The organism is Mycolicibacterium helvum, assembly GCF_010731895.1.
Lineage (GTDB): Bacteria > Actinomycetota > Actinomycetes > Mycobacteriales > Mycobacteriaceae > Mycobacterium > Mycobacterium helvum.
In genome coordinates, this window is sequence record NZ_AP022596.1 from 2,300,143 (window position 1) to 2,324,132 (window position 23,990).

The following is a 23,990-nucleotide window of genomic DNA, read 5'->3' on the forward strand; positions in this document are numbered from 1 at the left end:
ATTGTGCCCGACCTGCATCCTGACCTTGCGATCCTCGCTCCCCTGCTGGGCACCTGGGCGGGGGCCGGCGCCGGCGAGTATCCGACGATCGACTCGTTCGGCTATCGCGAGGAGATCACCATCGGTCACCTCGGCAAGCCGTTCCTGACCTACTCACAGCGCACCCGCGCCACCGACGACGGCCGGCCTTTGCATGCCGAGACCGGCTATCTCCGGCTGCCTGCACCCAACCGGATCGAACTGGTTGTGGTGCATCCCACCGGGGTCACCGAAATCGATGAGGGCGCGCTGTCCGTCGAGGGCGACGACCTGACCATCGAGGTGGTGTCGACCGCCATCGGGCTCACCAGCTCCGCGAAAAGCGTTACCGCGCTGAGCCGTTCGCTTCACCTCACCGGTGACCAGCTGAGCTACCGCCTGGCGATGGCCGCTGTCGGCGAACCCCTGACCCATCATCTGGCCGCAACGCTGCACAGGCAGCCGGGGTGAGCTCCTCCCCCGCCCGCCAGCGACGCATCGCCGTTCCGACCGACTTCGACGCCGTCACCGATGTCGGCGTCGAAGACCACGGCGACGTCTCGGCGGCCACCGCCGAGCGGATCTGGCAGTCAGTGCGGCACTGGTACGCCGCGGGCATGCACCCGGCCATCCAGCTGTGCCTCCGGCACAACGGAAAAGTCGTGCTCAACCGGGCGATCGGGCACGGCTGGGGCAACGGGCCCGCCGACCCGCCCGACGCCGACAAAGTGCCCGTCACCATCGCGACCCCGTTCTGCGTGTACTCCGCGGCCAAGGCGATCAGTACGACGGTGGTGCACATGCTCGTCGAGCAGGGACACTTCTCACTCGACGACCGGGTCTGCGACTACCTGCCGAACTACACCAGCCACGGCAAGGACCGCACCACCATCCGCCATGTGATCACCCATAGCGCAGGGGTGCCATTTGCGACGGGACCACGGCCAAACCTCAAGCGGATGAACGAGAGTGACTACGCTCGGGAAATGCTGGGTGAGCTCAAGCCCATCCACCGACCCGGATTGATGCACATCTACCACGGCCTGACCTGGGGGCCGCTGGTCCGCGAGATCGTCTCGGCCGCCACCGGGCGCAACATCCGCGACATCCTGGCTGACCAGATCCTGGATCCGTTGGGGTTTCGGTGGACGAATTACGGTGTGGTCGAACAGGATGTCCCCCTGGTCGCCCCCAGTCACGTGACCGGAAAACCGCTGCCTGCTCCACTTGCCGCCGCGTTCCGCACCGCCGTCGGCGGCACACCAGCACAGATCATCCCGTTCTCCAATACCCCGCTGTTCCTCACCGGAGTAGTCCCATCGTCCAGCACGATCTCGACGGCCGACGAACTGTCCCGATTCGCCGAAATACTGCGCCGCGGTGGCGAACTCGACGGAGTGCGGATCATGCGAGCTGACACGCTGCGGGCCGCGACTGCACCGGCCCGGCGGCTGCGGCCCGACATCGCGACAGGACTGGCGCCGATCCGCTGGGGCACCGGTTACATGCTGGGGTCCACCAGGTTTGGACCGTTCGGGCGCAACGCGCCGGCCGCGTTCGGCCATACCGGACTGACCAACGTGGCGGTCTGGGCGGATCCGGAGCGGCAGCTGTCGGTCGGGCTGATCAGCAGCGGTAAACCTGGACAGCACCGCGAAGCCGGGCGCTACACCGCGTTACTCGACCGCATCAACGCTGAGATCCCCCGCGCCGGCAGGTGAATTGTGCCCGCCCGGCGGGGCGGATAACGTACCGGCCATGGGTGACTCGCTGCTGCAGCAGCAACTCGACGAGGTGCGCGCCCTGCTTGTGCGGGCCCGGGAATTGTTCGGCACGAATCCTGTTGCGCCACCTGAGATCATCGCCCCCGACGCCGAGTCCCCGCGCGACCGGTAGCCGGAGTCAGGGCGCCTCGGGCCGCAGCCGATGCTGGGCCAGCGCCTCAGTGGCGAGCTTGAGTTCACGGCTGCCCGCGATGTCATCTGACGGCGTATGGCCCGCCGCCACGATTTCTGCGCGAACCTGCATCAACGCCTTTAGGTAGGACACGTCAGCGGTCAGCAGGATCGCTTGCGCCAGGGTGTCCGCGGTGGCATCCATGGCCGCTTCGGCCAGCGCCACGCTGTGCAGGTATCCGCCCCGGCACGAGCGGAACAGGATGTGCCCACTGGGATGGACGGCATCGAACTCCGGGTCCGGTGCGGTCATGGACCATCCTCGGTGATCCGACCCAGCTCCGCGGCAGCGGCAGTGTCCTGCTGCTCCCAGACGTCGGCGGCGTAGCGCAGGTTGGTGGCGAGCTCGGCGTGCGCCGCCGCCTGCTGCTCGTAGCAGACTCGCCGCTGATCCAGCAGTTCGCGGCCAGCGTCGCGCAGCTCCCCGAAGATCGGGCCAAGCGAATCGAGGCTGGCCAGGATGTCCGCGTGCCGCGACGGCACCGAGCTCAGCTGCTCGGCGGTGTCCTGGTGGTCACGAGCCGCCCTGCGCAGTTCGTCGGGCACCACATGGATGCGCTCGGCCATGTCACTCTCCTATCGGTGGGCCGGCCGTTACCGCCGGCCGGGTCGGAGTCGGTTGGTCTGGTTTCGGCGTTCGCGTCGTGCTGCCCGGTTCCGGCGGATGCTCCCACCCTAGAAAGCTCGGCCCGGTGACGCTGGCAATGGGTTGGATCTGATTGTTGAATACCGCTTTGCCGTTGCCCAGGGCCAGTGCGTGCCGATCGGTCAGCATCCCGATATCGCCGGGGATGACCCGGGTGGGGTCGATCGGCTGCGGCACGGCACTGCCGGGCGCCGGGATCGTGATGCCCTGCTGTCGGAACGCCTCCGGGATGGGCGTGCCGGCGACGGCGGCGGTGATGGCGGCGGCCAGCGCAGGAGTCGGCGCTGTGACGGTTTCGCCGTTCGGCAGGTGCACGACGGTCGCGTCGTCCGAGGTCGGCGCGGTGGGCTCCTCCGCCGCGGCCTCATCCTCTGCATCGGCTGGCGGGTCGTCCGCACCGTCATCGACGGGCTCGTCGAGCATCGGGGTGTCGAGCAGGCTGTCATCGGTGGGTAACCGCGGCGACGTCAGGTTGTCGAGAGTCGGCGGCAGTGGCGCCGGACCCGGGGCCGGACTGCCGCTCCCGCCACCAAACGCGGGCATTCCCGCCATTGGCGGGATCATCGGCGCGGGCATCGGTTGGCTGGCGGCGCTCGGCTCCGGCGGGAGCTCGGCGAGATCGTCGGGCAGTAGCGCATCGTCGAGAGGGTCGGCCGCAACCGGCGGGAGGTCGGTAGGCATTGGCGGATGCTCGGCGGCCGGTGCTACCGATTTCGGTTCCGGTGCCTTTTCGTCCGTGACGTCCGGGGTGGCGCCCACGTAGAGCGATGCCAGCGCGGCGGCCAGCGTCGCCTTGGAGGTGTCGTCCAGACCCGCGGTTTCCACGACGGCCTTGATGTCGCGCAATTTTCCGATGAGATAGCGCTGGAACGTGCGGGCACCCGCTGGGGTGTCCAGATCGGTGCGGGTGGCGACTGCGTTCTCGATATCGCGCTGCAGACCGTCGAGTGCCTCCCGGCCCGCGGCATGCGTGCTGTGCGCATTGAGTACTGCAGTGATGACCTGGAGGTCGAGCTGCGCGCTCACCGAATGCTGCTGGACCAGCGAGGTTTCAGCGGTACGGATGGCGTCTGCCGCTCGGCCCTCCGCGACGACCGGGCCCGGTACCGCGGGCGGCACCGGATCGAACACTTGGCGGTGCTGGGCGCGAATCTTGGCCACCACGTTGTCAATTCCGTTCGGCGAGATGACGTTGACCGGGCTGGTGACCAAGGCGAGGTCCGCGTCCGACAGCCCCGTCATCCACGCCCGATTGTCGCCGGTGGCAACACCCACGCGCGCTATGGCGTCGAGCAAGTCTTGGTAGCTCGCCACCGGTGCCCCTTCATGCCGGCGACTGTATCCAGCCAACCCGGGGCCGACAATTCACCCGCTCACTGTGGTGTGGATGGCAACCGATACCGGCCGAGAAGCTGCTGTAGCACAACCACTTTGGCATCAGCGTCGGCACGTGCTGTGGTGAGAATGTCACTGATCTCGTGCTGCTTGTCGATCAGGAACCGGGCAAACTCACGTCCTTCGGACGGCGCGGTCACCGTGCGCTGGGCGACCGCTGCTTCGATCTCGGCGCTGACGGCGTCGAGCTTGCGGATGGCTTCTGTCGCGGCGGCGTGGGCACTGGCGACCACCGCGGCCAGTTCGGCGTCGGCCTGGGCGAGATCGTGATCGCGCACGGCGAGCACCGATCGGGCGGCTTCAAGTGCCTCCCCCGACGCTCCGGCGTGCTCAGCCATGGGTCGACGGTACTCAGCGGGATTTCGCCGAACAACTCACATAGCGTCCGAGGAGTCCTGCGACTAGAGCGGCCGGCGGATCGCGACGTTGGCTCCCATGCGGCTGATCTGCACGTTGGCCCCGGCGTGTGGTGCCTCCACCACCATCCCGTTGCCGATCGCCAGCTGGACGTGCCCGGCGTGCGGGAACACCAGATCGCCGGGCCGGACCTGGGAGCGGGCCACCGACACGCCGTCGTTGATCTGGTCGTAGGTGGTGCGGTCCAGATGTACCCCGGCCTGGGCATATGCCCACTTCACCAGGCCTGAGCAGTCGAACCGATCAGGTCCGGCCGCACCCCAGACATAGGGACAACCCAACCGCGAGAGCGCTGCCCGCACGGCCAGCGCCGCGCGTTCATTCGGCGCGGGTACCCGCAGACGATGGCGGCGGTACCGCAATGCGCGCACCAGCGCCAGACGCCGGCGGGCCCGCCGGCGGGCGGCAAGGACGTGGGCGTGCTGGGCCCGCAACCGTCTTGCGCGGCGGCGCATCAGCTCACGTTGGGCGACCGGATTGTCGGGGGCTGATTCGGCGTCGGCGCGGGCGGCATCGAGCACAGCCCGGGTCTGCTGATGTGCCTCGCGCTGGTCGCGCTGCGCACGGGCCAGGATCGCCGACAGCTCGGCATCGACGCGGCGGACTGCGCCGAGATCCTCGCGGTGCCGGTCGGCGGCCTGGCGGTAGGCGGCGGGCAATCCGTCCGGTGACGCTGACGGGAGCCCGGAAGTCGGTTCCAGCACCGGCATTTCACGCCGGCCAGCGAACAGCGCATGGGCCCGGCCCAGGATGTCCAGCTCGGGAGCGGTCACGACTGCTCCTCGACGAATGCCCGCACTCGCGGCAGCGCACCCGGTGGGATGGCACCGCGGTTGCGGATGTCCCACACCTGGTCCACTCCCACCCCCAGCAGTGTCGCGATCACTGACTCCGGCAGATCCGAGCGTGCGCAGGCTTGGTCGAAGCGGGCGCTGATGCTGCCGGGCATCCGGGCCAGCAGGCCCGTTCGGATTGCTTCCAGCGACTTGAGGTGGGTCATCAGACGATCCGCTGATTCGGCGCCGGCGTTGACCGCGACGCGCCACGAGTTGGCGGCCAGCAGTTCCGCCTTCACGCATTGCTCGATCACAGACTGAATATACGTTTCGTATTCGTTTGACGTCTCCGCTGGCAGCCGGGCTATCAACGAGTTGAGCGAATCCAGGTGCGCCTCGGCGTGCCCTTCGAGGACATCGGCGTCGCTGTGGCGGCTCACGATGATGCCGGCGGTGGCCCGCGGCTGGGTCGAGTCGGCTGGCGAGCTGGCCAGAATTTGAGCGATCTCGGCGTCCGGATCGTCGGCAACAACCAGCCGCGCATACGTCCCAGGCGGCAGGCCCAATCCGTTTTCAACCTTCTGAACTGTGCCTTTGTGGGGTTTGCGGACTCCGCGTTCGAGAAAGCTCAGGCCCATGATGCTGACTCCGGTGGCCGCAGCCAGATCGGCCAGTGACCAGTCCCTAGCTTCCCGCAATGTCCGAATGGCCGCGCCCGCCGCCTCTCGGCTCACCGTGGGGCTCCAGCCATATACGGAGCGTACACAGCGTGGTTCGTATATACGTTTTCTTCTACGTTTCTCTTGCCATCCGCGCCGAACGCATATACGCTTCCGTCATTGAATCTCGTCAAGGAGGCTCCGATGAACAACCGCCCATGCTCGCTCGAGCCGGATCTCTGGTTCGGCTATGCCGACGACGACGCCAGTGACGGCGCGGCCAAGGCCCGCGTCTACGAGCAATCGGCCACCCGCGCCAGGACGATCTGCCTGCGCAGGTGCCCGCTGGCCCAGCAGCGCGCGTGCGCCCGCGCCGCCGTCGAGGGCGGCGAGGAGTACGGGGTGTGGGCCGGGGTGAAGCTGCCCGGCGGTCAGTACCGCAAGCGGGCCCAGCTGGCCCATGCCCACGATGTTCTGCAACGCATTGCCGACGGGCAGCTCAACCCGCGCGAGCTACCCGAGAGCGCGGAACTGCTGGCTCGCAGCGAAGCGCTGCCAGCCCAGGTGGCAACCGTCGTCCACCTGCCGCTGGGCCAGCCGCGCACCGCCGCGTGATCTAGCTGGAAGTTATCGCAGCAGAACGCTTCTGCATGTTCGCGTCCACCTCACGCTGCCACACGTCATAGGCGTGCGTGGTGTCGACCTCGAGCTCGAAGCGGTTGGTCATATCCGGGGTGACATCGGCGACGTCGACGTAGAACTGCTCGTACCACCGCCGGTACTGGTAGAGCGCCCCGTCTTCCTCGCACAGCAGCGGGTTTTCGATCCGGGTCTTGTGCTTCCAGATCTCGACGTCCTGCAGGAAGCCGACTTCATAGATCTTCGAGTACGACTCGGCGAGCTTGGCGGTCTTCTCTTCTGACAACCCCGGCATGCTCTGCACCGAGACCCCGAACTGCAGCATGAATGAGTTCTGACTGATCGGGTAGTGGCAGTTGATCAGGACCGACTCCACAGTGAAGTCCGGTCCGAGGTCGTTGTGCAGCCAGTTGATCATGTACGACGGCCCGAAGTATGTGGCCTCCGAGCGCAGCTTGGTGCCCTCCCACAGCCGTTCAGGATGCTCGGTGAAGTCTTGGCGGCCTTTGGATTCCATGAACTGGCTGGCGGTGTGTCCTTCGAAGACGTTCTTGAAGTAGGTGGGGTAGGCGTAGTGGATGTAGAAGAAGTGCGCCATGTCGACGTTGTTGTCGACGATCTCGCGGCAGTGCGCCCCCTCGATGACCATCGAGTTCCACGCCCATTTCGACCACCGGCCCTCGTCGTAGCCCTCGATCGTCGGCGGGGTGAGTTCTGCGCTCGGCGTTCCCCGTTCGGGGTCGTGCCACACCAGTAGCTGTCCGTTGACTTCCAAGGTCTGCCACTTGCGTGTGCGTGCCAGCTTCGGAACCCGTTTGGCATAGGGGATTTCGACACAACGGCCGGTTGCGCCGTTCCAGCGCCAATCGTGAAATGCGCACGCCAGGTTGTCACCCTTGATCGTGCCCATCGCCAGGTCGGCGCCAAGGTGGCGGCAGTAGCCGTCGAGCACCTGGATGTCGCCGTTTGAGTCGGCGTAGACCACCAGCTTGCTGCCGAATGCTTCGATGCCGTGTGGCTTGCCGTCACGGAAATCATCGGCCAAGCCCAGGCAATGCCAACCCCGCGCAAATCGCGTCATCGGCGTGCCGGGGTCGATCTCCCGGATCTCGGTCATGTGGCGCACATCCTTTTCACTCTGGCTGAGGGGCACCCAGCCCTAATTTAAGCACGAGTGCTTAAATCTGCCTAGCATGCATTTAGACTGCTGGCGTGGACCGCGGCGCTCGATCTCGAGAAGAGCTGCTCGACGCCGCCGAACGGCTGATTGCCGAGCATGGCTTCGAGGTGCCATTGCGCGAGATCGCCAAGTCCGCGGGGCAGCGCAACAACTCTGCGGTCAACTACTACTTCCGCAGCCGCCAAGACCTGATTGACGCGGTGGTGGCCCGTCGGCTGATGCCGATGGAGGTCGAGCGTCAAGCCCTGCTCGATCGCATGTCTGACGAGCAGATGGCCGACGCACACGCGGTGCTGCGGATCCTGGTCGGACCCTTCTTCCACAGCGAAGGCACCCACTACGCGCGATTCCTCGAGGTGGTCCGGATCCGGCTGAACAGGGAGCCGCAAAGCCCCGCCGAGTCCGCCTGGCCGCGCATCCTGGACGCGCTGGCCAGGCTGGTTCCGCTCAAGGAACGCAGTGCCAGAGAGAGCCGGGTCAGCGCCGTCGCGACCACGATGTTCGCCCTGCTGGCCGACCATGAGCGGCGGGTCGAGGCAGGCGACGGTCCCCGAGGGCAGCAGCGGAGCCACTCGCGGGGTGGCGCGGACAGCCTCGAAGAGATCGTCACAATGCTGGCGGCGATGCTGACCGCGGCGCCGGTGGCCGCCGCCGCGACTCGCTGACTGTGGCAATTCCCGTCGGGGGAGCGCATCTGCGGATAGAACTGTGTCCGTGCGGATCGTTGTCGTGGTGGCGCTGGCGGGCTTGATCACGCTCGTGGTGGCGGTCCTGACCGACAACACGTTCGTCGCGATAGGTGTGATCGCGTTGGCCGTCCTGGGCATCCTGTTACTGCTGCGGGACTGGCGTTCCGACCGTCGAGCGCCCGCCACACCTGTCGAGACTGCCGAGGTCGATGAGCCCGAGCCGGAGACGGTTGCCATCCCCCTGAGTCCGGAGATGTTCGCGCCGGACATCTCCACCGACAGTGACGGCCCGTCGGCGGACGCCCGCGCGGACTAGCGGGGGGAGTCGCGGGGATGAGCAATCTGGAGACCACGCCGACGGAATTCGCCTGCGTGTCAACAGATGCCGCAGAGCTCGAAGTCCTCTCACCGCGGGAGGTCCCGTTGGGCGGACCGCGCGCGCTGCCGGTCCGGCGGACCTTGCCGCAGCGCCAGCGCTCGCTCATCGGCGCCTGGTGCTTCGCCGACCATTACGGCCCGCAGGACGTGCGGCAGGCCGCCGGCATGGATGTGCCGCCACACCCGCACACCGGCCTGCAGACCGTCAGCTGGCTGTTCCGAGGACAGATCGAGCACCGCGACAGCGCCGGCGTGCACCAGCTCGTCAACCCGGGCGAGCTGAACCTGATGACGGCCGGAGCCGGCATCTGCCACTCCGAGGTGTCGACGCAAAAGACCACCGTGCTGCATGGCGTGCAGCTGTGGGTGGCGCTTCCCGATGCCCACCGCAACGTCGCACGCGATTTCGATCACTTTGTGCCCGAACCCATCTCGCGAGACAGTGCCGAGATCCGGGTTTTCCTGGGTGAGTTGGCCGGCCAGCGTTCACCGGTGCACACGTTCACGCCGCTGTTGGGGGCCCAGCTCGACCTGGCAGCTGGGTGCACGATCGACCTCGACATCGACGCCGGCTTCGAGCACGGGGTGCTGGTGGATCTCGGCAGGGTCGACGCCGCGGGACGGGCGCTGGAATCCGGTGAGCTGGCATACCTGGGACCCGGCTGCACCACCGTGCGTCTGCACAACCCCGCCGGGATGGCGGCCCGGGTCGTGCTGCTCGGCGGAGCACCGTTCACCGAGGACCTGCTGATGTGGTGGAACTTCGTCGGGCGCAGCCACGACGAGATCGTCTCCTACCGCCAGCTGTGGCAGGACGGCGATGATCGGTTCGGAGCCGTCAGCGGGTACACCGGACCAGTCCCGCGATTGCCCGCACCCGCGCTGCCCGCCACCCGATTGCGACCGCGCCGCCAAACCTGAAGGAGTTCCCATGACCACCGACAAAACCGGCGCGCCCACTACCGTCACCGCAGGCACAGACCAGTTCACCCTTGCCGGCCTGCGCATCGTCGCCGTGTGCCCGATGGTCGCCGATTACCTCGACAAGCATCACGACTTCGACGACGTCATCGATCCACTTACTCCGGACATCAAGCGTCACCTGCAGACGGTGCCAGGCGGGTAACCACCGCTGCGCCGCTATCGTGTGAGCTCGTGACAGATCTGGGCAGCACCGATAGCACCTCGCGGGCCTATGCCGTCTCGGACGGCGACGTGCTGTTGCCCGGCCCGGCAGCACAGGGCCCGTGGGGTCCGACGATCAGCGGGCATGTCGTCGGCGGCTTCCTTGCACGCTCGCTGGAACAGGTCGGCAGCGGGCCCGGGCTGGTGCCCGCCCGACTGACCGTCGACCTGCTGCGGCCCACCGCGATCGCACCCCTGGAGGTTCGCACCACCGTGCAGCGTGACGGCCGGCGCATCCGGTTGGTCGATGCCGAACTCGTCCAGAACGATGTCGTCGTGTCCCGGGCCAGTGCGGTGTTCCTGCGCCGCGGTGAGCACCCGAGCGGCGACATCTGGTCCTCGCCGGTGACCATGCCGCCGCTGCCCCCGGATCCCGGTCCGCTGCCCGACGATTTGATGATGTTCGTCTGGGGATACGGGGGAGACGGCGGGTCCAGCGGAGCGATGGGTTTCACCGAGTGGAATGACGCCGCCGGCCCCAAGTACGCCTGGATCCGGCAAGTCCGTCCGCTAATCGAAGGCGAAGTCACCAGCCCGTTCGTCCAGGTGGCGATGGCCGGTGACGCAACGAGCGCGTTATCCCATTGGGGCACTAAGGGTTTGCGTTACATCAACGCCGACTACACCCTGACCCTGGCCCGCGAGCCAGTCGGCGACTATATCGGCCTGGCGGCCATGTCCCATAACAGCTACGACGGTGTGGCCTCCGGCGCGGCGGCGGTGTTCGACGCACAGGGCCCGATCGGCAATGCGATCACGGTGGGGTTGGTCAACCCGGCGGAATCGTTTCACCCACGGGCGTAGAACGGTCCGGTGAGAAGCGCCGGCCGGGCCGCGGGCGGCCGACCTTCGACGACCGACCTCAGGGCCAGGGACCGCCCACCGGCGGACCGCCCCCGCGGGGCGACTGATTCTGCAGGATGCCTAGACAGGTGCCCACCGACTTGCCCGGGATGCACGGGATGCCGCCAACGCTCGGCAGACCGTTGCCCACATAGCACTGACCGGTGATGGGGTCCGACAGATGCCCGATCGGGCAGGCGGCGGCCGGGGCCGCGACCACGACCGGCGCGGCCACGAACAGCGCCCCGCACGCGGCGGCCAACAACGCCCTGGAAATCCCCGCCCGCATGCCCATCCTGTGACCTTACTGCGAGATCGATCCGCGGGCGGCGATGTTGGTCAGGCCGCCCGGCGAAGACGTCGGACCGGATGCCCGGATAGCCGACCAGGCTCACTCGTATTCCAGGTCCAACACCGGAGTGGGCCGACGGAATCCGTGAGTGACGACCAATAGCCAGACGAAGCCTATTGCCAGCCAGATCAATCCGATCGTCAGCGCGGTACCCGACAGGCTGGTCCACAGCCAGGCGGTGAGCAGGAACCCGATCAACGGAGCGATCACGTTGAGTAGGATGTTGCGTTCCCGCATGTCGACGAAGTAGTGCTTGATCACCGACAGGTTCACCACCGAGAACGCCACCAGCGCACCGAAACTGACGACCGAAGCCAGAATCGTCAGATCGATCCAGATCGCGAGCAGCGAGATGACGCTGACGGTGAGAATGGCGTACACCGGGGTGCTGTATTTGGCGGACACATGCCCGAAGACCTTGCGCGGCAGGATGCCGTCGCGACCCATCGCGTACAGGATCCGGGCTACCGAAGCCTGCGAGGTCAACGCCGAACCGAGCGCGCCGGCCACGTAGGCCGCGGTGAAGAACGTGTTGACGAATGCCCCGCCCGCGGCCAGCATCACGTCGGTCGAACCGGTGTCCACATCGGCGAACTTGTTGGACGGGAACACCAGCTGCGACACATAGGACAGCAGGATGAAGATGATCCCCGAGACGATCGTCGCGATCATGATCGCCTGCGGCACCGTGCGTCTGGCGTCGCGAGCCTCCTCGGACAGCGTGGAGACCGCGTCGAAACCGAGGAACGACAGACACAGGATCGCGGCGCCGGCCAGGACCGGGCTCATGCCGCCTGCGGTGCCGTCACCGGTGAAGGGCGCCAGCAGGTCGACGGTGCCGTAGCCGGTGGTCTTGGCGATCGCGAGGGCGACGAACACCACGATGAAGATCGCCTGGATGGCGATGATGAGGAAGTTGGCCCGCGCGACGGACACGATGCCGATGATGTTGAGCACCGTGACGATCGCTATCGACACAACGACGATGACCCAGGCGGGTAGCGCCGGTAGCGCCGCGTTCAGGTAAAGCCCGATGACCAGATAGTTCAGCATCGGCAGGAACAGGTAGTCCAGCAGCAGCGACCACCCGGCCAGGAAGCCGGCGGGTGCCCCGAAGGTGCGCTGCGTGTAGGTGTAGGCCGAACCGGCGACCGGAATCGCCGCCGCCATCCGCGCATAGGACAGCGCGGTGAACACCATGGTGATGAGCGTGACGATGTAGGCCAGCGGCAGCCGGCCGCCCGAGGTTTCGGTGACGATGCCGTAGGTGGTGAATACGGTCAGCGGGACCATGTAGACCAAGCCGAACAAGACCAGCGACGGCAGGCCCAGCGCTCGTTTCAGGTGCCCCTCGTGGGGACCGGTGATGTATTCCGCGGTCATGGTCGTACCTTTCGTTCGTCAGCCCGGTAGGCCTGCGCACCGCGCAAGTAGGTGGCGCGGATGCCCACGCCCGGCAGATCCAGCGGCGGTGTGTTCCGCGGATCCTGGTCGAGCCACACCAGGTCGGCGCTGGCGCCGGGAGTGATCGCTCCCCAGGTGTTTTCGGCATAGGCCTGGTAGGCAACGGCACCGGTGTACGACGACAGCGCACGCTCGATCGGCACGATCTCGTGCGGTGTCCACCCGCCTTTCGGCTGACCTTCGGCGGTGAGCCGGGACGTCGCCACCGCGATGCCGTCCAGTGGGGCACCCGAGGACACCGGCCAGTCCGATCCGAACGCCAGTGCGGCACCGGAGCGGTTCAGGGTCTGCATCTGGTATTGCCGATCGGCCCGTTCGGTGCCGAGCCGGGGGATGGTCAGCACGGTCATCAGCGCATCCATCTGGGCCCACAGCGGTTGCATGTTAGGGATGACGTCGAGCGCGGCGAACCGTCCGATGTCGGCGTCGTCCACGAGCTGTACGTGGGCGATCACCGGCCTGCGGTCCCGACTTCCGTTGCGCGCCTGGGCATATTCGATCGCATCGAGGGCTTGGCGGACGGCGGCATCACCAATGGCGTGGATGTGGATCTGCAGTCCGAGTTCGTCGACCCGGCGGGCCGCCTCGGCCAGTGAGTCACCCTCCCAGTTCTGCATGCCGTGGCTATGCAACCCGGAACAGTAGGGCGCCAGCAGCGCACCGGTCTCGTTCTCGACGACACCGTCGGCGAAGAACTTCACCGTCTGCGCGGTCAGCAGGGGCGACCCCGCTTCCTCGACAGCGCGTCGCGACGCCGCGAATTGTTCGATCTGCGTGTCGAAATGGCGCGGATCGGCGTAGAGCGCCAGGTTGAACCGCATCCGCAGAGCACCCTGGCCGGCCGCGGCCACATAGGTGGCGACATCGCCGGGTTCGACCCAGGCGTCCTGCACCCATGTCACACCGCGGGCCAGGAAATAGTCTGCAGCCGTCTCAAGCGCACCGATGCGGTGGCGCTCGTCACGTGGCGGCATCACGTTCATTACCAGATCGGTTGCGCCCCACTCCCGCAACGTACCCAGCACGGAACCGTCCGGCCGATGCGGGATTTCACCCAGAACCGGATCTGGCGTGTCAGGGGTGATGCCGGCCCGCTCGATGGCCGCGGTATTGCACCACAGCGTGTGGTAGTCCCACGCCCGCAGCACAACCGGCCGATCCGGCACCGCCGCATCCAGCCAGCGGGCGTCGAATAGGCCACCGGGTGCGAGGCTGCCGTCGTAGGAGGCCCCGACGATCCAGTCCTCATCGGGATGGTCTTGCGCGTAAACCTTGACCGCAGTAACGATTTCGTCGATGGTGCTGCACCCGCGCACCGCGGGGCCGACGGCTTCGAGTCCACCATAGAGCGGATGGGCGTGGCCGTCGCCGAAAGACGGCATCAGGAATCCGCCCTCGAGATCGATGCGTTCGCACTCGATACCGGCGGCAAGTTCCGTTGCCTGCGCACCCAACGCACGGACCACCCCGTCGGTGACCAGCAGAGCATCGGCGTCGCTGCCCGTGCCCGTCCAGATCACACCGCCGGAGAACAGGATCGAGGTCATTTGACCACAGCCGTGGCGAGGTGTCCGGCGCCATAGGGCTCGTCGGCAACCACCGGACGAGTCAGCGCGGCATAGGTGTCGGGGCGGCGGGTCAGCAGGAAGGGGAACAGCTCCAGCCAGTCGCGGCGCTGGTCGAGGTCGAGATCGGTGACCAGCACGGCCTCCTCGTCGCGGGGGGCCTGCACGAGGATGCGGCCGTATGGGTCGGAGATGAACGAGGAGCCGTAGAAGGTCACCTTGCCTTCGTCGCCGACCCGGTTGGGCACCACCATGAAAAGCCCGCTGTTGATCCCGTTGGCGACGATGACCTGCTGCCACAGCGGCCGGGTGTCGAAGTCGGGGAAGACCGGTTCGGACCCGATGGCGGTGGGGTAGACGACGATCTCGGCGCCGGCCAGTGAGTAGTTCCGGGCGACCTCGGGAAACCACTCGTCCCAGCAGGTCGGCAAGCCGATGCGAGCGTCGAGACCGTCCGGGGCGTAGACGGGGTAGGGGTCGGCGCCGGGGCCGGGCCGGAAATAGGTGTCCTCGTAATAGCCCGCCGAGATCGGGATGTGCAGCTTGCGGGTGCGGCCGACGAGTTCGCCGGCGGGGGAGACCAGGATTGCGGTGTTGTAGCCCAGGCCGTCGTGCGTCTCGGGCGCCTTCTCGTAGAGCGACGCGTGCACGTAGATCCCATGGGCCCGTGCGGCGTTCGCCGCCAGTTCGAAGGTGGGGCCGTCCGCCAGGTCCTCGGCCAACGCGGCGGGGTTGGCTCCAGCCGGGGTGTCGGCGGGATAGCGCAGCAGGGTGATCTCGGGCAGGAAGACCACCGATGCGCCTTCGGCGGCCGCCCTGTCGATGCCGCCGCGCAGGGCGGCCACCAACTCGTCGCGGTCAGGGCGCCACCGGTGCTGAACCAGTCCTACCCGTAGTGGCGGCCGAAGCGACGGGCCCGAGCGGGAAAGCGGCTCGAGCGCGGGCGCGGTCAGGATCTTCATCCGGCTCCTAAAACGAATCTATTTCGTTTTAGTGTGAACTGGCTCATACTTCTTCGCAAGAGGGAGAGGGGATGTCATGGGCAGGCCGCCGACGCCGCTGCTGTCCATCGACCGGATCGCGTCCGCCGCGATGGAGTTGGTCAACGCCACCGGCGGTTTCACCATGCTGGATCTCGCGAAAAAACTGCAGGTCACCCCGTCCTCGCTGTACAACCACGTGACCGGCCGTGACCAGATCGTCGAACTGCTGCGCGAGCGGGCGATGTCGGAGGTCCAGTTGCCCGACGACGAGCCCGCCCGCCCGTGGGCCGATGTGGTCGCCGACATCCTGCGCTCGTACCGGCGCAGCTTCGCCCGGTATCCGCGGCTGATCCCACTGCTGACCGCCTATCCCGTCAACAGCAGCCACGCCATCGGGATGTACAACGTGCTGGCGATGACGCTGCGCCGGGCCGGATTCGACGCCGCCGACACCTTACGGGCGATCACGTTGATGGACTGCTTTGTGCTGGGGTCAGCGCTGGACCTGGCCGCGCCCGAGGAGCCCTGGGAGTCCGGCGCGGAGGTGGGACCGGAACTCGCGGCCGCATTGGCGACCGGCGGACCCCAGCCCGGGCGGGCCGACGACGCTTTCGAGTACGGACTGGCGGTGCTGCTGCGAGGGATGTCGCGGGAAGCCTGATCGTGGTCGTCAGTCGAGACTGGGTGCCTGCGCCTTTCGCTTGCGCTTGCGCCGGTAAAGATCGTCGTCGGCGGCTGCCAGCAGGGGCGGGAGATCGTCCGGCCCATCGAGCTTCCCGCACGCAACACCGACAGTGACGCGGACCGTGCCGTTGGCCAATGTCGAGGCGACTTCGTGGGCGCTCTGCATGTCGTATCCGCTGAGCAATACGACGAACTCGTCGCCGCCGAGTCGTCCGATCACCGCACCGCGGGGCATGTGCCTCCGCCACTGGCTGGTCAGGTCGACCAGGACCCGGTCACCGGCCGCATGACCCTTGTTGTCATTGATGGCTTTGAAGTCGTCGACGTCCAGGACGAGCACTGCCAGCGGGCGGTCGCGGCCACCGACCCGCGACAGCAATGAATTGGCCTGCCAGAGCAGACCGGCGCGATTCCAGACCCCGGTCAGGGGATCGCGGTCGGCGGCGTCGCGTAAGGCGGCGTGACTGAGCCCGAAAATCCAAATCGCGGAGCCGATGGACAAGACGAACAGCACGGGCCACAGCAGCGGCGCCGGTTGCGGGGCGAGCAACAACCCCGCCGTAGCCGCGAGACCCACGGCAGCGACGTAGGACCAGGTCACCAGCTGCCCGTGCCAGGTCCGCACAAAGATGCCGAGGAACATCAGCGGGATCAGCGACCAAACCTGGGCCGCGAGTACGTGGTGAAAGAACAATGCCGCAACCGGTGCGGCGCTCACGCACACCAGGGCCGACACGTAACGCCACCCTCGCAGCGGCCGTCGTACGCACAGCAGGACACCGACCGCGCTCAGGCCGGCCGCAACAACCTCCCCGCGGAAGTCGATGTTGTCGGTATCGCGGAACCACGCGATCATTCCCAGGCAGTAGACACCGGCGAAGAACAAGCAGTAGCTGGTCAGGATTCGACGGCGAAGCAGCAGCGGGGGTTCTCGCCCAGCGACCGAAGCGGTGTCCGTCATCAGGGCTTTCCGGTGCGTTCCCGGTGCTTGCAGCCCGGCCAGCAGCATGGGCGACGCATGCCTTCCTCCAACTCTTCCTGAGTCCGGCGGATGCGGCGCTCGCGGGTTTTCTCCTGCTTGGCGTCTTCGACCCAGCAGATGAACTCGTTGCGCGCCAGGGGAGTGATGTCGCACCAGGCCGCCAGCGCGGTGTCGTTGCCGAGCAGCGCGGTGCGCAGGTCAGCCGGCAGGTTGTGCACCACCCCGCCGGGTACCGTCTGCGTACTCATTAGGCCAGGTTAGCGAGTCTTGAGATCCCCTCAGCCCGGTGGCGGCTCATTTTCGGCCGCGACTGATGTTTCGCCTCACCACCAATTTGCTCGGGCTACCGTGCACCCCGTGCGGGAGCGTCGGTGAACGACGAACGGGCTGCTGGGCAGAGCAGCCTGCCGGGCGGGCCGTTCACGCGTTGGTGGCGGCTGCCCGACCAGTTCGACTGGCTTTCGGGATATCTGCGGGCACGCGGATTGGAGTTGCCTACCAAGTTGTTGATGGCGCTCGTCTCGTCAGCATTCGCACTCATGGGCGTGGACGTTCTGCACCGCGTCGGTGCTGTGCATCGCCATCGACGCCGTTCCTTCTGCCGTCGCCGAGCGACTGCCGGTTCACCTGTGTGCGGCCAAACGGGCCGGCAGCAATCAGACGCGGATCTGCCGGCCCGCCCGGCCGGGAGCTGAGCCCACATGCATGGCCTATCTTCAACGCTGTGGGGGGTTCGAGCGGACAACGGCTATCGCTGCGGACACTGATTTTCTGTTGTGTCGGCGTCATAACCCTGGTCTTCGTCGCAACGATGGCAGCCTCGATCGCCGGGCGGATTTCGGTCGCCCGCAATGTCCAGACCCTTGGTGACTGCCTCATCCCCGTCAGGTCCCAGATCTCTGAGTTGAGTCGCGCCTACGTCGACCAAGAGACGGGTCAGCGGGCGTTTCTGCTGACCGGCAATGTGGTTGCGCTCGACCTGTTCGAAGTCGGGGCCGCCACTGCCAATCGCCTAGTGCCCCAGCTCCGTCGGGAGCTCGCGGGTATGCCCGATGCCGATGCACTTTTCACTCTCTTCGAGGACGAGGTGGCCGCGGCCCAGACATGGAAGCGCCAAGCGGCCGACCCTCAGATCGTTGCGCTGCGCACCGGACCCATCCCGCGCGCCCAGCTCGATCAGATGGTTCTCGATGGGAAGAATCTGTTCGACAGACTCCGAGAACGGTTCCGTGCCCTCAATGCTCGAATCGACACCCTCATCGCCGAACAGATCGAGCACATCCAATCGGTGCTGCGCGCGGCGAACATCAGCCAGTACATTGCGCTGACGATCTTGGTGGCCAGCATCATCGCCTGCATCGTGACGGTGCAGCGCATGCTCACCCAGCCGGTGTCCCGGCTGTTACGCACTGTCCGCGCAGTGGCAGACGGCGACTACGACCAACCCATCGGCCGGGGCGGTCCCCGCGAAATCGCGGAAATTTCTGCGGCCGTGGACGATATGCGCAACCGGCTCAGAGAACTCGCTCGCTTCGACAGCGTCACCGGCTTGGTCAACCGTGCCGAGACAATGAGTCGTTTCGATGCCGCACTGGAGAACCCCCATGTGCGAGTGGGCGTTTTGTACTGCGATATCGATCATTTCAAGCAGATCAACGACACCTGGGGCCATGCGGTCGGTGATGCGGTGCTGTCGACGATCGCCGCCCGCATGCGTGAGTGTGTCCACTTGGATGACACCGTCGGCCGGATCGGGGGCGACGAGATCCTGATCCTGTTGCCCGGCGCGAGTAGTACCAACGATGTCGTCGACGTCGGCGAACGGATTCGGCGGCTGGCCGCCGAACCGATCCATCAATTTGGGCTGACACTCCACACGACCCTCAGCATCGGCGCCACCACATCGCGCCTGCCGGGCGAGACTGCTGCCGCGGTCATGGCGCGAGCCGATTCAGCGATGTACCAGGCCAAGCAGGCGGGTCGGAATGCGGTTGCCAGCATCGATTCGTAGCTGCGTTCTCTGTTAGCTGCCATCGTCGACGGGGCGGTGCGCCCATCGCCCCAGGACTGCCGGTTGTCGCTCTGGTAGACACGAGTCTCATGCGGAAATGGGTGACCAGAACGTCACTCGGACTGGTGGTGTTGCTCGTGGCCACGTTCGCCACCTACACGTTGTCCAAGTCGCGGACCGTTCAGCTGGCTGGTGAGCTGATCAGCCGGGTGGACACCACCGAGAAGATGGTTGCACTCACCTTTGACGACGGTCCCACCGAGTGGACACCAGCAATCCTCGACATGCTGGCACTCGCCGACATCCCGGCAACCTTCTATCTCAACGGTGCCGATCTGGACCGGCACCCGGAGCAAGGTGCAGCGATCGCCCGGGCCGGCCACGAGATCGGCAATCACACCTACACCCACCGCCGGATGATGTTTGTCTCGGCCGAAACTGTTGCCGAGGAGGTTGAAAGAACTGACGCGGCCATCACGCGAACCGGTTATCGAGGTCCAGTGACTTTCCGCCCGCCCTACGGCAAGAAACTGTGGGCGCTTCCGCACTATCTCGCCGAACACGGACGCATCTCCGTCACTTGGGATCTGGAACCAGACTCCGCCGGCGCACCGACGACCGACCAGATCGTCGACGACACCGTGAACAATGTCCGTCCAGGGTCAATCATCTTGTTGCACGTCATGCAGGAGAGCAGATCGGCCACGCGTCGCGCAGTGCCCCGGATCATCGAGCGGCTGCATGCCGAAGGCTACCGATTTGTGACCGTCAGCGAACTCCTTGCCCTCAACAGTGCCGATACCGACACAGCCCAGGAGGTTCCGCTTGAAGACAGCGCCCGGCGGTAAGTCCCCGGTCGGCCAAGCGTCAGCGGTTCATGAAACTGCCGGCTCGGGAGCGGAGCCGCGGGAATTGCTATGGCCGACAAACTGATTGATGCTGCGCAACTCCGTCGGCAGGATTGACCGTCTCGCAACTAAATTCGTTGGAAGCATTCGGCCAGGGACGTTAGGTTCATCGGGTTCAAACTCCACCTGCCCACAAGAGGTGCCAGTGATGCCGGCCCGCGCACCGACAGCCGACTCGGTCGACTGCGCTGCGCAACTGTCATGACGAGATCAAGCCCAAGGAACGCGCCTCATGGATCTTCCACGCATCTTCACCATTCGCGAAAGCAGCCACCGCATCCACAACCCGATCACCGCCGGCCAGCTCGTCGCACTGGGGCAGGCTCTGCGCCTGGAACCCGGGACACGCGTGCTCGACCTCGCCAGCGGGTCGGGCGAAATGCTCTGCACGTGGGCGCGCGACCACGGCGTCACCGGGACTGGGGTGGATATCAGCACCGTGTTCACCAAGCAGGCCCGTCTCCGCGCGGCTGAACTCGGCGTCGCTGATCACGTCACCTTCGTGCACTCCGACGCCGCCGGCTTCGTCGCAGACGATCCGGTTGACGTCGCCGCATGCGTGGGTGCCACCTGGATCGGAGGTGGCGTAGCCGGCACCATCGCGCTGCTGAACAAGACGCTGCGCCCTGGCGGCCTGATGCTGATCGGCGAGCCGTACTGGCGTCAAGAAGTACCCGACGAAGCCACCGCCAAAGCCTGCGGCGCGAACAACAAGGACGACTTTTTGGCACTCCCGGAGCTGATCGAGAAGTTCGGCGATCTCGGGTTCGATGTCGTGGAAATGGTGTTGGCCAATCAGGACAGCTGGGACCGATACCAGGCGGCGCAGTGGCTCAATCTGCGCCGCTGGCTGGACGACAATCCAGACGACGAGCTGGCCGCCGAGGTGCGGGCCGAGCTCACCACCGACCCCATCCGCTACACGCGATACCAGCGGGAGTACCTCGGTTGGGGAGTTTTCGCGCTGATGGGCCGCTGACCGTACGGCGCGCCACGCCCCGTTCGTCAGCCGCCCGGTAGCTGCTATCGGCTGGGCCACTCACCTCCGTTGACTGCAAGCGTCTGACCGGTGATCTGACGGGCGGCCGGGGATGCAAGGAAGGTGACCATGGCAGCGACGTCGGCGGGGGTTCCGGCACGTTTGGTCATCGTCGCCGCCACCAGCGCTTGGCGACGCTCATCGTCAAGTACGTCGCGGAAGAACTCGGTATCGGCGATGTAGCCCGGTGAAACGATGTTGGCCGTGATCCCGCGTTTTCCCACCATGCGCGCCAAGTCCACGTTCCACGAAGCCACGGCCGCCTTCGCTGCGCCATACGAACCCGCGCCCTTGTCTGCCGCGATGGAGCCAATGGTGATGATCGACGCTCCCGCGGTCATCGCCGGTAGCAAGGCGGTGGTCATCAACACCGCGGTGGTGAGGTTGGCGTCGACGTTCGATCGCCATGCCGCGGCGACCTCGGCCAGTCCCTGCGGAGCCGGCCGATCGAAGTCCGTGTTGCCGCCGGCGTTGTTGACCAATACATCGACCGCCCCCAGCTCCTGCGCGACCGCTTCGATTCCCGCGGTGTCGAGGCCATCGACGACCACTGCGCGAACTGAGCCCGCTAGTTCGTGCGCCGTTGCCTCGAGGACCTGCCCGCGGCGTCCGGTGATGACGACGTCGTCCCCACCGGCCGCGAAGCGGGCAGCGACTTCCCGCCCGATGCCGGTACCTCCACCGGTGACGACCACTTTGCGCATGCCGGACACTCCGTTCTACTCTTTCGTTTAGACCTAAACAACGTTAGCAGGGGGTCGAGTTGGACCACAATGAACCAGGCGATACCGTCGATGCGATCGTCGCGGCGTGGCGGCGCGAACTACCCTCTGTTCCAACGGATTCCATTGGCATCGTGACGCGCCTGTGGCACATTGCCAAGCTGCTCGGTGACGACCGTGCGCGGGTCGTGCGTTCCTTGGGTGCAGATATGGCCACGCTCGATCTACTCTCGACGCTGCGTCGCAGCGGTAGCCCGTATCGCATGACGACCAGGGCGCTTGCCGATGCCTCCCTCATCACTGCCGGCGCGATCACCCAGCGCGTGGATCGGGCCGTCACGCAGGGTCTCGTCACCCGCACTAGCCGCGCAGGCTCGCGAGCGGTCGACGTCGAACTGACACAAGTTGGCTACCGCGCCACCGACGAGCTCGTCACCGCCGTCTTGACGCACGAGAACGAGCTGCTCGATGGACTCGACGCACGCCAGCGGCAGCACCTCGCAGATACTCTGTCGACCCTGCTGTCCCACCTCGTTAAGACACTTGATGACCGGCGCCCAATTGGGCACGTTGGACACGACAGAGACCAGCCCTAGCCATTCGCAGTTGACACTTAACGTGTTCGAAGGTCTTGTCTCACAGCGAGTGTTTGAGATCCGAGCGGCATGTGAGACGGCGTTCGCCGATGCTCGGCATCGACTCGCCGACGATCCGGGATTGGTCTCGCCCACGTGGTGCGTGTACGTCGTGGAGGCGCACACCGTCGAGTTTTGGCAGGGCGACACCGACCGCATGCACACCCGCGTGCAGTATCGCCGGAATCCGCCCGCTGGGACCGCACATTGCTCTGGCCCTAACGCAACGTCTCGTTTCTAGAGAACCAAGACTTATCGGATGCTGTCTCGCAGGTCGGCGCGCCGGACCGTGCTGTCAGCAGTCGGTGTCGGCTTGGATGCGCTCAAGGGTGCGGCGGCAGTTGGTGCTCATGATGGGGTTGCTCTCGACGTAGTACCAGACAGCGCCCATGGCCTGTTGGAACGCCCATCCGCGTCCACGTCGCCATTCGTCGTCGTCGCATCCGAGGTGGTTGCGGAGCAGCTCACGACGAGGCGCGTCGAGTAAGTGCCAGGCGCTCACCAGGTCCAACGCGGGATCGGCGGCCTTGAAGCCGCTGACATCGAGCACTCCCGCAAGACAACCGCCGAGGATGAGGATGTTGGGTGGGATCAGGTCGCCGTGGTTCATCACGTCGGGGGTCTCTCCCCGCGGGAGCACTCGGATCTGATCCCACGTCGCCTGCAAGCTCGGCACGTCCAGCAGGCCTTCGCTGTTGGCCAGACACAGCTCGATCCACTCGTCGTACGATCCCAGGTCGCCGCCGCGGCCGTTGCCGTCGTAGGTGCGGCCCCGGGTGTCGATGGCACGCACCGCCTTAATGAACTTTGCCAAATCCGTTGCGAACGAATCGGATTGAGAACAGCTATCGGCGGTAGCGGGGTCACCTGGTAACCAGGTGTAGACCGACCACGGCAACGGATAGCCCGCGCCGGGTTGCCCAATCCCCAGCGGAGTGGGAGTAGCAACGGGGGTGCGCCCACTGAGTTCTTCGGCGGCTGCCGCCTCCAGCCCAAGCTCCTGGCGCACCGACTCGATGTCCTCACTGGGCTCCAGAGGAAATCGGACTACGACATGCTCGCCGATACGGAAAATAGCGTTGACAGTGCCGGCTCCCGACACTGGCTGGATGGGCAGGCCCGTCCACTGAGGGAACTGCTCAGCGATGAGCGTTCCGACCACGGCCGCCGAGATGGTCAGCTGACCGGGGTGCATCTCCACCGCGGCAGCGTGTCAGCAATGCCAGCTCAAACGCAACAAGATTTCGGATAAGGCCCGCGGTTCCATCGGTTGCCGCTCGTCTCGTTTCTAGGGATTCGAGGTCAGTCAGATCCTGTCTCACCAGGCCCTACCCGTAGGGGCCCGCGCTAGGCGTGGGACATCTAAGTTGGCAGACCGAAACGCCGGCGGATCAGTCGCACACGGTTGGGCCACCGATAGGGCCGCTCAACCGACCCCCCGTGGCGGCCTGTTCGAGATTGTCGAGGAGCTGCTCCAGGACGGCGTCGTGCGCTGGGACTACTGTCGCGCTCAGCGTGAGCCAGGTGCCAAAGTCGGTTTCGAGATCGAGGGTGTGGCGAATCAGTGTTCCGGCCTTCCGGGGAATCGCCTCAAACACATGGCGTCCATCGACAGGGCGACCATGAAATGCGCGCCCGCGAAGCCGACGTCGCTGATCCTGACTTTGCGCGCGATCACCAAACACAAAGGTCACGAACCATTTCTGGTTCGTGACCTTTGTGGTCGCAGTTCAAAAGAACCGCTCATTGTGTGTGGATCTCAAATGCAGGTCAGAGTGCAAATCCCGCGGTTGATTCCACCGACTTTTCACGATTTTTCCACCGACTTTATCCAGGATCAGAAGACGACTTCGGTGGTGCCGCGC

31 protein-coding genes are annotated in these 23,990 nt (G+C 66.0%); 15 read left to right on the forward strand and 16 right to left on the reverse strand.

The genetic code is table 11. The features are described from left to right. The first annotated feature begins 3 nt into the window (after positions 1 to 3). From G6N38_RS10630 to G6N38_RS30225, 3 genes are read left to right on the forward strand one after another with little or no spacing between them, the layout of a single operon-like run. Positions 4 to 489, forward strand: a complete 486-nt coding sequence (locus G6N38_RS10630) for a peroxynitrite isomerase (protein ID WP_163747498.1) — start codon at positions 4 to 6, stop codon at positions 487 to 489. Next, positions 486 to 1,739 (forward strand): lipase LipE, encoded by a 1,254-nt coding sequence (gene lipE / locus G6N38_RS10635; RefSeq protein WP_163747499.1) that lies wholly within the window; start codon positions 486 to 488, stop codon positions 1,737 to 1,739. The genes G6N38_RS10630 and lipE overlap by 4 nt, the downstream gene beginning before the upstream one ends. A gap of 37 nt (positions 1,740 to 1,776) precedes the next feature. Next, positions 1,777 to 1,914: a hypothetical protein gene (locus tag G6N38_RS30225; protein WP_170314161.1), complete on the forward strand. Its 138-nt coding sequence runs from the start codon at positions 1,777 to 1,779 to the stop codon at positions 1,912 to 1,914. 6 nt (positions 1,915 to 1,920) lie between these two features. On the opposite strand, the gene G6N38_RS10640 is transcribed toward G6N38_RS30225, so the two are convergent. The 6 genes from G6N38_RS10640 to G6N38_RS10665 all read right to left on the reverse strand — a co-directional run bounded on the left by G6N38_RS10640 (position 1,921) and on the right by G6N38_RS10665 (position 5,941). After that, positions 1,921 to 2,226 carry a DUF2694 family protein gene (locus G6N38_RS10640; protein ID WP_163747500.1) on the reverse strand — a complete coding sequence of 102 codons (306 nt, stop codon included), beginning with the start codon at positions 2,224 to 2,226 and terminating at the stop codon, positions 1,921 to 1,923. Continuing rightward, entirely contained in the window at positions 2,223 to 2,540 is a 318-nt protein-coding gene (locus tag G6N38_RS10645; RefSeq protein ID WP_163747501.1) for an ESX-1 secretion-associated protein, read from the reverse strand. Before G6N38_RS10645 ends, G6N38_RS10640 begins: the two co-directional genes overlap by 4 nt. A 1-nt stretch (position 2,541) precedes the next feature. Next, positions 2,542 to 3,933, reverse strand: coding sequence for a DUF4226 domain-containing protein (locus G6N38_RS10650; protein ID WP_163747502.1), 1,392 nt, complete (start codon positions 3,931 to 3,933; stop codon positions 2,542 to 2,544). 59 nt (positions 3,934 to 3,992) lie between these two features. Beyond that, on the reverse strand, positions 3,993 to 4,352 hold the full coding sequence (locus G6N38_RS10655) for a DUF4226 domain-containing protein (protein WP_163747503.1): 360 nt from the start codon (positions 4,350 to 4,352) through the stop codon (positions 3,993 to 3,995). A gap of 63 nt (positions 4,353 to 4,415) precedes the next feature. Continuing rightward, on the reverse strand, positions 4,416 to 5,204 hold the full coding sequence (locus G6N38_RS10660; protein ID WP_163747504.1) for a C40 family peptidase: 789 nt from the start codon (positions 5,202 to 5,204) through the stop codon (positions 4,416 to 4,418). After that, the gene (locus G6N38_RS10665) at positions 5,201 to 5,941 is read right to left on the reverse strand and encodes a helix-turn-helix domain-containing protein (RefSeq protein ID WP_163747505.1); all 741 of its coding nucleotides are present in this window, start codon (positions 5,939 to 5,941) and stop codon (positions 5,201 to 5,203) included. Before G6N38_RS10665 ends, G6N38_RS10660 begins: the two co-directional genes overlap by 4 nt. 129 nt (positions 5,942 to 6,070) lie before the next feature. On the opposite strand from G6N38_RS10665, the gene G6N38_RS10670 reads away from it, so the two are divergent. Further along, complete coding sequence (locus tag G6N38_RS10670; RefSeq protein ID WP_163747506.1) at positions 6,071 to 6,481, forward strand: WhiB family transcriptional regulator; 411 nt, start codon at positions 6,071 to 6,073, stop codon at positions 6,479 to 6,481. A 1-nt stretch (position 6,482) separates the two neighbouring features. On the opposite strand, the gene G6N38_RS10675 is transcribed toward G6N38_RS10670, so the two are convergent. Next, positions 6,483 to 7,622: a 3-ketosteroid-9-alpha-monooxygenase, oxygenase component gene (locus tag G6N38_RS10675; RefSeq protein WP_163747507.1), complete on the reverse strand. Its 1,140-nt coding sequence runs from the start codon at positions 7,620 to 7,622 to the stop codon at positions 6,483 to 6,485. A 95-nt stretch (positions 7,623 to 7,717) separates the two neighbouring features. On the opposite strand from G6N38_RS10675, the gene G6N38_RS10680 reads away from it, so the two are divergent. Genes G6N38_RS10680 through G6N38_RS10700 form a run of 5 tightly spaced genes read left to right on the forward strand, consistent with a single transcriptional unit; the run spans position 7,718 to position 10,741 of the window. Next, the gene (locus G6N38_RS10680; protein WP_163747508.1) at positions 7,718 to 8,350 is read left to right on the forward strand and encodes a TetR/AcrR family transcriptional regulator; all 633 of its coding nucleotides are present in this window, start codon (positions 7,718 to 7,720) and stop codon (positions 8,348 to 8,350) included. A gap of 49 nt (positions 8,351 to 8,399) precedes the next feature. Then, positions 8,400 to 8,690 carry a hypothetical protein gene (locus G6N38_RS10685; RefSeq protein WP_163747509.1) on the forward strand — a complete coding sequence of 97 codons (291 nt, stop codon included), beginning with the start codon at positions 8,400 to 8,402 and terminating at the stop codon, positions 8,688 to 8,690. A 17-nt stretch (positions 8,691 to 8,707) separates the two neighbouring features. Next, positions 8,708 to 9,673: a pirin family protein gene (locus G6N38_RS10690; RefSeq protein ID WP_163747510.1), complete on the forward strand. Its 966-nt coding sequence runs from the start codon at positions 8,708 to 8,710 to the stop codon at positions 9,671 to 9,673. A gap of 10 nt (positions 9,674 to 9,683) precedes the next feature. Continuing rightward, positions 9,684 to 9,878: a GNAT family protein gene (locus G6N38_RS10695; protein ID WP_163747511.1), complete on the forward strand. Its 195-nt coding sequence runs from the start codon at positions 9,684 to 9,686 to the stop codon at positions 9,876 to 9,878. Between the two features lie 29 nt (positions 9,879 to 9,907). Next, positions 9,908 to 10,741: a thioesterase family protein gene (locus tag G6N38_RS10700; protein ID WP_407662962.1), complete on the forward strand. Its 834-nt coding sequence runs from the start codon at positions 9,908 to 9,910 to the stop codon at positions 10,739 to 10,741. 58 nt (positions 10,742 to 10,799) lie between these two features. Here the strand turns inward: G6N38_RS10700 and G6N38_RS10705 are convergent, their stop codons facing one another. The 4 genes from G6N38_RS10705 to G6N38_RS10720 all read right to left on the reverse strand — a co-directional run bounded on the left by G6N38_RS10705 (position 10,800) and on the right by G6N38_RS10720 (position 15,123). Beyond that, the gene (locus G6N38_RS10705; RefSeq protein ID WP_163747512.1) at positions 10,800 to 11,075 is read right to left on the reverse strand and encodes a hypothetical protein; all 276 of its coding nucleotides are present in this window, start codon (positions 11,073 to 11,075) and stop codon (positions 10,800 to 10,802) included. Between the two features lie 96 nt (positions 11,076 to 11,171). Beyond that, complete coding sequence (locus G6N38_RS10710) at positions 11,172 to 12,515, reverse strand: APC family permease (RefSeq protein WP_163747513.1); 1,344 nt, start codon at positions 12,513 to 12,515, stop codon at positions 11,172 to 11,174. Further along, positions 12,512 to 14,143 (reverse strand): amidohydrolase, encoded by a 1,632-nt coding sequence (locus G6N38_RS10715; protein WP_163747514.1) that lies wholly within the window; start codon positions 14,141 to 14,143, stop codon positions 12,512 to 12,514. Before G6N38_RS10715 ends, G6N38_RS10710 begins: the two co-directional genes overlap by 4 nt. Next, positions 14,140 to 15,123, reverse strand: a complete 984-nt coding sequence (locus tag G6N38_RS10720; RefSeq protein ID WP_163747515.1) for a nitrilase-related carbon-nitrogen hydrolase — start codon at positions 15,121 to 15,123, stop codon at positions 14,140 to 14,142. Before G6N38_RS10720 ends, G6N38_RS10715 begins: the two co-directional genes overlap by 4 nt. Before the next feature lie 76 nt (positions 15,124 to 15,199). On the opposite strand from G6N38_RS10720, the gene G6N38_RS10725 reads away from it, so the two are divergent. Continuing rightward, positions 15,200 to 15,805 (forward strand): TetR/AcrR family transcriptional regulator C-terminal domain-containing protein, encoded by a 606-nt coding sequence (locus tag G6N38_RS10725; RefSeq protein ID WP_163747516.1) that lies wholly within the window; start codon positions 15,200 to 15,202, stop codon positions 15,803 to 15,805. A gap of 9 nt (positions 15,806 to 15,814) precedes the next feature. On the opposite strand, the gene G6N38_RS10730 is transcribed toward G6N38_RS10725, so the two are convergent. Then, positions 15,815 to 16,789 (reverse strand): GGDEF domain-containing protein, encoded by a 975-nt coding sequence (locus G6N38_RS10730; protein ID WP_163747517.1) that lies wholly within the window; start codon positions 16,787 to 16,789, stop codon positions 15,815 to 15,817. Continuing rightward, the gene (locus G6N38_RS10735; protein WP_163747518.1) at positions 16,789 to 17,058 is read right to left on the reverse strand and encodes a YdeI/OmpD-associated family protein; all 270 of its coding nucleotides are present in this window, start codon (positions 17,056 to 17,058) and stop codon (positions 16,789 to 16,791) included. The genes G6N38_RS10730 and G6N38_RS10735 overlap by 1 nt, the downstream gene beginning before the upstream one ends. A 476-nt stretch (positions 17,059 to 17,534) precedes the next feature. Here G6N38_RS10735 and G6N38_RS30675 point away from each other — a divergent pair, with 476 nt between their 5' ends. The 3 genes from G6N38_RS30675 to G6N38_RS10750 all read left to right on the forward strand — a co-directional run bounded on the left by G6N38_RS30675 (position 17,535) and on the right by G6N38_RS10750 (position 20,708). Further along, positions 17,535 to 18,821 (forward strand): diguanylate cyclase domain-containing protein, encoded by a 1,287-nt coding sequence (locus G6N38_RS30675; protein WP_246227856.1) that lies wholly within the window; start codon positions 17,535 to 17,537, stop codon positions 18,819 to 18,821. A gap of 89 nt (positions 18,822 to 18,910) precedes the next feature. Further along, on the forward strand, positions 18,911 to 19,669 hold the full coding sequence (locus tag G6N38_RS10745; RefSeq protein WP_163747519.1) for a polysaccharide deacetylase family protein: 759 nt from the start codon (positions 18,911 to 18,913) through the stop codon (positions 19,667 to 19,669). Between the two features lie 292 nt (positions 19,670 to 19,961). Next, on the forward strand, positions 19,962 to 20,708 hold the full coding sequence (locus tag G6N38_RS10750) for an SAM-dependent methyltransferase (RefSeq protein ID WP_163747520.1): 747 nt from the start codon (positions 19,962 to 19,964) through the stop codon (positions 20,706 to 20,708). Positions 20,709 to 20,752: 44 nt separating this feature from the next. Here the strand turns inward: G6N38_RS10750 and G6N38_RS10755 are convergent, their stop codons facing one another. After that, positions 20,753 to 21,472, reverse strand: a complete 720-nt coding sequence (locus G6N38_RS10755) for an SDR family NAD(P)-dependent oxidoreductase (protein ID WP_163747521.1) — start codon at positions 21,470 to 21,472, stop codon at positions 20,753 to 20,755. Between the two features lie 59 nt (positions 21,473 to 21,531). On the opposite strand from G6N38_RS10755, the gene G6N38_RS10760 reads away from it, so the two are divergent. Further along, positions 21,532 to 22,086, forward strand: coding sequence for a MarR family winged helix-turn-helix transcriptional regulator (locus G6N38_RS10760; RefSeq protein WP_163747522.1), 555 nt, complete (start codon positions 21,532 to 21,534; stop codon positions 22,084 to 22,086). Continuing rightward, positions 22,037 to 22,366 carry a pyridoxine 5'-phosphate oxidase C-terminal domain-containing protein gene (locus G6N38_RS31170; RefSeq protein ID WP_407662963.1) on the forward strand — a complete coding sequence of 110 codons (330 nt, stop codon included), beginning with the start codon at positions 22,037 to 22,039 and terminating at the stop codon, positions 22,364 to 22,366. Before G6N38_RS10760 ends, G6N38_RS31170 begins: the two co-directional genes overlap by 50 nt. Positions 22,367 to 22,420: 54 nt before the next feature. Here the strand turns inward: G6N38_RS31170 and G6N38_RS10770 are convergent, their stop codons facing one another. Together G6N38_RS10770 and G6N38_RS10775 are read right to left on the reverse strand one after the other, a co-directional pair. Beyond that, positions 22,421 to 23,320, reverse strand: a complete 900-nt coding sequence (locus G6N38_RS10770; protein WP_163751930.1) for an aminoglycoside phosphotransferase family protein — start codon at positions 23,318 to 23,320, stop codon at positions 22,421 to 22,423. Positions 23,321 to 23,516: 196 nt separating this feature from the next. Then, complete coding sequence (locus tag G6N38_RS10775; protein ID WP_163747523.1) at positions 23,517 to 23,819, reverse strand: hypothetical protein; 303 nt, start codon at positions 23,817 to 23,819, stop codon at positions 23,517 to 23,519. Positions 23,820 to 23,990: the final 171 nt, after the last annotated feature.